Origin of the sequence: Thomasclavelia sp., from assembly GCF_017889095.1 — a bacterium.
Taxonomy (GTDB): Bacteria; Bacillota_I; Bacilli_A; order Erysipelotrichales; family Coprobacillaceae; genus Thomasclavelia.
Window position 1 is genome coordinate 1 of record NZ_JAGHEW010000205.1, and the last position, 6,717, is coordinate 6,717.

General features: G+C 32.8%; 6 protein-coding genes. 1 reads left to right on the forward strand and 5 read right to left on the reverse strand.

Translation table 11 applies throughout. From position 1 onward, the window contains the following. Positions 1-184: 184 nt before the first annotated feature. The 4 genes from J7M77_RS08880 to J7M77_RS08895 are packed head-to-tail and all read right to left on the reverse strand — an operon-like array spanning position 185 to position 4,113. On the reverse strand, positions 185-622 hold the full coding sequence (locus J7M77_RS08880; RefSeq protein ID WP_296877618.1) for a PTS glucose transporter subunit IIA: 438 nt from the start codon (positions 620-622) through the stop codon (positions 185-187). Positions 623-674: 52 nt separating this feature from the next. Continuing rightward, positions 675-2,003, reverse strand: a complete 1,329-nt coding sequence (locus J7M77_RS08885; RefSeq protein ID WP_296877621.1) for a 6-phospho-alpha-glucosidase — start codon at positions 2,001-2,003, stop codon at positions 675-677. A 28-nt stretch (positions 2,004-2,031) separates the two neighbouring features. After that, complete coding sequence (locus tag J7M77_RS08890; RefSeq protein WP_296877622.1) at positions 2,032-2,526, reverse strand: hypothetical protein; 495 nt, start codon at positions 2,524-2,526, stop codon at positions 2,032-2,034. Between the two features lie 24 nt (positions 2,527-2,550). Further along, positions 2,551-4,113 (reverse strand): alpha-glucoside-specific PTS transporter subunit IIBC, encoded by a 1,563-nt coding sequence (locus J7M77_RS08895; protein WP_296877624.1) that lies wholly within the window; start codon positions 4,111-4,113, stop codon positions 2,551-2,553. 206 nt (positions 4,114-4,319) lie between these two features. Here J7M77_RS08895 and asnB point away from each other — a divergent pair, with 206 nt between their 5' ends. Beyond that, positions 4,320-6,146, forward strand: a complete 1,827-nt coding sequence (gene asnB, locus J7M77_RS08900) for an asparagine synthase (glutamine-hydrolyzing) (RefSeq protein WP_296877626.1) — start codon at positions 4,320-4,322, stop codon at positions 6,144-6,146. Between the two features lie 21 nt (positions 6,147-6,167). Here the strand turns inward: asnB and J7M77_RS08905 are convergent, their stop codons facing one another. After that, entirely contained in the window at positions 6,168-6,545 is a 378-nt protein-coding gene (locus tag J7M77_RS08905) for a hypothetical protein (RefSeq protein WP_296877628.1), read from the reverse strand. Positions 6,546-6,717: the final 172 nt, after the last annotated feature.

Consider the following 6,717-nt stretch of genomic DNA (forward strand, 5'->3'; position numbering starts at 1 on the left):
ACCAAATCCTCTAATCTCATAATCCACCTCTTTTCATATTATAACAATTATTGTAAGGTTTTGTCTAAAAGAAAAATGATATCTAATAAGACAATCTTATTTATCTTTGATAAAACGGGAATTATTTTTACTAATTTTTTTTGTTCATAATTAAAAATCACATCCAACGATGTGATTTTTAGTTTTATTTATATTCAATTAAAGGAGAGTTATTTATATGAACATTTTCGTTAGTATGATAATTTAAAATTTCATGTCCACCAGTTTCTACTACTACTAACATTGTAATATCATTAATACCTTTAGAAACTAGTCCATCTTTATCAAATGAAATTAATAATTCACCAGTTTCAACTTGATCATTTACAGCTACATGAACATCGAAACCTTCTCCGCTTAGATTTACTGTATCTAAGCCAACATGAATTAATAATTCCATACCATCTTCGGTTTCAATTCCTAGTGCATGTTTAGTATTATCCATGATCATTGAAATCTTACCGTTACATGGTGCGTAAATTTTTCCTTCATCAGGAATTACAGCAATTCCATCACCCATCATTTTAGTTGAAAAGACTTCATCAGGTACTTCTTCAATGGCTACGCTTTTACCGTTAGCCATTGAATAGATTACCTTATTTTCTTTTGTCTTTTTCTTGAATAAATTAAACATCTTACTTTAATTCAGGCCAGAAGTCTTTGTTTGCTTCAATTAAATCATCTAAGATTAATTTAGCAACTCTAGCACTAGGTACTGTTTTTGATAAAGTGATTGCTTTCCATAATTTTTGATAGCTTCCAGTGATCCAAGCATCAACTACTAATTTTTCAACTGAAACTTGTTGTTCCATCATACCTTTTTGGAATTGTGGAATTGATCCTTGGCAAATTCTTTCATATCCGTTGCTTCCAACGATACAAGGAATTTCAACCATTGCTGTACGATCAAAGTTTTCAATTGCACCTTCATTTGGAACGATTAATAACATTCTTTCTTTAGTGTTTTTAGCGATAGCACAAGCTAAGTCAACGATATATTCAGCATGAGCATCTGGTTCAAATCCACAATCTACTGCTGTACCTTTGTCAATGATATCCTGGCAAGCTTGGAATACATGTTTTTCACGATGTTCCATAACTTCATTAGCACGAGTATGATTTGGATCAGTATGTTCTACTACATAATCAGGATATAAGTAGTATTTTAAATAAGTATTTGGAATAGTATCTGGATCTAGAGCATAAACATCTTTAGCTTTAGCAAATGTTTCAATCCAGCTTGGTTCTACGTGTTGAGTACCAGTAATAGCATCAGCAAATCCATTTGCAGCTACGTGTTTTTTGATTTCAGGCATTAAATCGTTACCATCTTTGTCTTCAATTTTATGCCACCAACCAAAGTGGTTTAATCCATAGTATCCAACTGATAATTCTTTACGAGATTTTAATCCGATCATTGCAGCCATTTTTTCTTCAAGATCAACTGGCATATCACAGATATTTAAGATTTTTGAATTAGGACGTAATCTTCTAGTTGCTTCAGCTACGATAGCTGCTGGGTTTGAATAGTTTAACATCCATGCATTTGGTGAATATTTTTCCATGTAATCTAAGATTTCAATTACTCCACCGATAGAACGCATACCATAAGCAATTCCACCAGGACCGCAAGTTTCTTGTCCAACTACGTTATATTTCATTGGGATTTTTTCATCTTTTTCACGCATTGCATATAATCCAACACGGATATGGCACATTACGAAATCAACATCTGTAAATGCTTTTTCTGGATCTGTAGTATAATCAAATTCAATTTCTGGTGCTCTTTCTTTTAACACGATTTGACAAGCTTTTGCAACTGGTTCTTGACGACTTGCAAGATTGTCATAGAATTTAATTTTTCTAATTGGGAAACGATCCATGTGATCTAATAACAATAATACGATACCTGGAGTAAATGTACTTCCTCCACCTGCAATAACAACTGAATATTTCTTTTCCATTTTTCTTTTCTCCTCTTTCTTATATATATTACATTAATCTAAGCGTTGCCGTTAAACAAAGAACTGCTAGGGCGACTACCATAAAGCTTCCGCCACCATAAGTGAACAAGCTTTTGGCACTAAAAGTCTTGATAGTCTTGATGACTTTAAGATCATAAGCTTTTACTGTTTGATAGAAGACAAAGGCAATCATCATAAAATATAAACTATTTAAAGTAATTGCTTCACCGATCAATAGTAACACAAAGTTTAGACAGGCAAATTTGATTTCTCCTTCTTTTAATTTCTTTTGCGCAATATTTAATAAATATGCCACATAAGGATTGATCATCGCTAATAAGAACATTACCGCTACACTTGGCTCACTAGCTAGCACTTCTGGTAAAGTAATTTGTCTACTTGATGCCAGCAATGATACATATAAATAAGCAATAAATGGTGTTGCTAGTAAGAATCCTTTTGCGATTGTATAATACCGATCTAATTTTTTCTCTCTTTGTTTACTTATTTTTCTCTTTGCCATGCAAGACTACCCCTTTCTATTTCTTTATTTTAATAACGCTTCAAAATCTTCTCTTACTTGTGGTACTTTTAATCCAACGATAACTTGGATATTTGTTTTAGTTGCTTTTAAACCATGAGTACCAATTGATTTAAAGTAACTGTCTGATTGAACTAATTTTTCATCTTTAACGTTAACTCTTAAACGTGTTGCACAGTTTGTTACATCAACGATATTATCTGCGCCACCTAATCCTTCAAGAATCTTTTGGGCTAAGCTTAATTTTTCAGCTTTTCCACCAGCTTGTTTTTCACGATATTCAGCTTTGCTGTGGAACTTGATTTCTTCTTCATCGTCTTCACGACCTGGTGTTTTGAAATCAAATTTTAAGATTAAGAATCTAAATACAACGAAATAAATTCCAGTAAATACTAAACCTACAACTAATAATGTTAAATATGTTTGCCAATGTGCAGCCATTAATGGAATATAGTTAAGAGCTGACATTTCGATCAAACCACCTGATAATACCCCAACAACACCTAAAGCGTTAGCCACTGTCGCTAAAGTTGCTGCTAAGATAGCATGTACTACGAATAATGCTGGAGCGATGAACAAGAATGTAAATTCGATTGGTTCAGTAACCCCACAGAAAATTGCTGTTAAAGTAATTGGAATTAATAAACCAGCAATTTGTTTTTTCTTAGAATCTTTAGCAGTTACATAGAATGCAAGTGCAATACCTGGACATCCAAATACTTTTGATAGCCCTGTAAGTGTTGGCCATGCCCATGGTGCTAATGATTTTAATGATTCGCTTGAAGCTGCTAATTCTGGTAAAGCAGTTGCCCAAGCTGAGTAAACCCCACCATTTATGATTGCTGAATCGTAGAAGAATGGGAAATACAATAAATGGTGTAATCCAAATGGAATTAAAATTCTTTCCATGAAAATGAAGATCCAAACTCCAATTGCTCCCGCATCGGCAATAAATGTTTGGAATGAACGCATTCCATCTTGTACCATTGGCCAAATCCATGCTGATAAAAATGCCACTGGTAATAAAGCAAAGAACCCGATAATTACAACAAATGATGAACCACTAAATGTTCCTAACCATTCAGGTAATTCTGTATCAAAGAATTTGTTGTGTAAGTAAACAACGATACAAGCGATCAATAAAGCTCCGATCATCCCCATATCTAGTGTTTTAATACTAGCGATCATTGTAAGACCACTTGATCCTCCAGTTTCTAAACTGAAGTCTACTCCAAAAGTACCACCCCATTGACTTAAAATAGTACTTAAGAAATATTGGAATGTTAGATAAAGAACTAACGCTTCCATACAGCATCTAGCTTGCTGTTTTTTAGCTAGACCGATAGGTAAACCAACAACGAATAGAAGTGGTAATTGGTTGAATACTGTCCAGCCACCTTGTAAGATGACATTCCAGAACTGATACCATAAACCATCTGTGCTTGCTAGCGACCCCATGATTGCTTCAGTTGTAAACAATGTTCCAATCCCGATTACTATCCCGGCAAAGGCGAATAATAATACCGGAGTAAACATTGCGCCACCAAAACGTTGAATTTTTTGTAACATCTTTTTACCTCCCTTTTCTCTTGACACATGTATCATATCAAATTGTAAGCGGTTATTAAATAGTTTGACACCACTTAGGGACAAGGGTGATATCTTAATTATTTGTCACATCAAACGTGATTTTTCACATCGGCTAAACCCCTTGATTTTACTAGGTTTTTTAAAAAAAGTAATATCTTTTAAAAGATTTAATATAATAAAATGAGGTGATAAATTTGTGCGGTTATCTATGTATGTATAATTATAATCAAGACTTAACTAGCCAAGTGACAAAATTTAAACAGATGTTAGAATTATTGCGATATCGTGGTCCTGATGATTTTAATATCATCTCTAGTAAACATACCTTACTAGGCCATTGTCGTTTATCGATCATTGATTTAAACGGTGGTAAACAGCCTTTTAAATACACTTACAACGACATTGAATATACAATTGTTTATAATGGTGAAATCTACAATATGCATGAGTTAAAAGAACAATTGATCAATGAAGGTTTTATGTTTACTAGTCAAAGTGACAGTGAAGTTTTGCTAGCTAGTTTTATTGCTTATGGTCCCCGCTGTTTAAACTTATTAGATGGTATTTTTTCTTTTGTAATTAGTTACCAAAACAAAATCTTTGCTGCTAGAGATCAATTAGGAGTCAAACCCCTATATTACTATCATCATCATGATTTATTTATTTTTAGCAGTGAAATAAAATGTATCTTGATGTATTTAGGTAAATGTGTTGTTGATCAAACTGGTATCCAAGAATTATTAGGCTTAGGACCGAGTGTTTCCCCTGGTAATACTATTTACCAGGATATTTATAGTTTACGCCCTGGACACTATTTAACGGCTTTTAACAGCTATTTAGAAATCGAACGTTACTGGTCACTTCAAAGAAACTGCCATCATCGCAGCTATGAAGAAACGGTTTATGATATTCGCTGTTTAGTTAATCATAGTATTCGAAAACAGCTTTTAAGTGATGTTCCAATTTCTTGTATGCTTTCAGGTGGTCTGGATTCTTCAATCATTACCGGTGTTGCCAGTCAATATGTATCGAATCTAGCTACTTATAGCGTTGATTATCAAGATCAGGAAAAATACTTTGTTCCTTATGAATACCAGACAACTCGTGACGATCATTATATCAAGGAAATGATCGATAAGTATCAAACTAAACATCAAACGATTACTTTAAGCCAAAAAGATCTCGTCATGGGCTTAAAAACAGCCATGATTGCTCGGGATATGCCTGGGATGGCCGATATTGATTCCAGCTTTTTACTTTTTTCTAAAGAAATCTCCGCTAATCATAAAGTTGTTTTATCAGGTGAATGTGCTGATGAAATCTTTGGTGGTTATCCGTGGTTCTATCGTGAAGAACTATTTACAATTGACGGTTTCCCTTGGATGCGTGAATTTGATCAGCGGATCGCACTATTTTCCGATGAAATCCATGCATTGGATATTAAACGATATGTTCTTGATAAATATCGCCAAACACTAAATGAAATCGATTATCATGATTATAGTTTTGAAGATAGTAATAAACGAAAGATGATCTATTTAAATATGGAATGGTTCATGCAAACATTATTAACTCGCTCTGACAGTCAAACCATGCACAGTTCCATCGAACTAAGAGTTCCTTTCGCTAATAAAGATCTCATCTCTTATTTATATAACGTTCCCTGGGCTTATCTATATCACAACAATATCGAAAAAGGATTATTACGAGATGCTTTTAAAGACTTTTTACCAGAAGATATTTATAAGCGAAAAAAGAACCCTTATCCTAAGACCCATTCACCTGTCTATCGTGATTTAATTTGTGAATTATTAAAAGAATCATTAAATGATCCTACTAACATTTTATTACGGTTATTTAATTACGATAAACTAATTGATCTAATTAATACTGGTGGAACATCATTTAAATATCCCTGGTTTGGTCAATTAATGACCGGTCCACAGCTACTTGCATATTTATATCAAATCTATTTATGGGGACGGATTTATCAAGTAGAATTAAAAATATAAAAGCTTTCAATCGAAAGCTTTTTATTTCAGTTCTATTTTTAATTTTCCATCAGCCAATTTAATCTCTTGAATATATTCATTCACAACTTTAATTTGTCCCTCTTTAACCTCTAAATAAGGATTATCTTTGACCAGCTCTGCTAATACCTTACGTAAATCAAGATTAATAAAACCATATTTGATCAATCCATCAAAATCAATAATAATATCATTTTCAACTCTTACTCTCGCTACACCCGTCAATTTAGTTTCAATATTATAATAATTTAAATTCGCATTAATATGAAGATAATCATCGATCTTAATTTTAATATCATAAAGATTAATATCTTTATAATCAAAAAAATGTGGATATAGATTTAAACAAAACTTTTCTAATTCTTCTTGATATATAATCATTTTATCACCTGATACATTATATGTCGAAGCAGCTAAAATATTGCTTAAAAAAGGGACAAAATAAATTTTGTCCACCAGGGTGATGATGCGTTTTATATGCAATTCGCCCTTTTTACTACTATAATTATATCAGGAGATGACTTTATGATTGATTTATCCGTTCCTTCTGATA

Bases quoted from the DNA above. Each gene is read 5' to 3' on its own strand.
- J7M77_RS08880 (WP_296877618.1), bottom strand. From the start codon at position 622: ATGGCTAACGGTAAAAGCGTAGCCATTGAAGAAGTACCTGATGAAGTC.
- J7M77_RS08885 (WP_296877621.1), bottom strand. From the start codon at position 2,003: ATGGAAAAGAAATATTCAGTTGTTATTGCAGGTGGAGGAAGTACATTT.
- J7M77_RS08890 (WP_296877622.1), bottom strand. From the start codon at position 2,526: ATGGCAAAGAGAAAAATAAGTAAACAAAGAGAGAAAAAATTAGATCGG.
- J7M77_RS08895 (WP_296877624.1), bottom strand. From the start codon at position 4,113: ATGTTACAAAAAATTCAACGTTTTGGTGGCGCAATGTTTACTCCGGTA.
- J7M77_RS08905 (WP_296877628.1), bottom strand. From the start codon at position 6,545: ATGATTATATATCAAGAAGAATTAGAAAAGTTTTGTTTAAATCTATAT.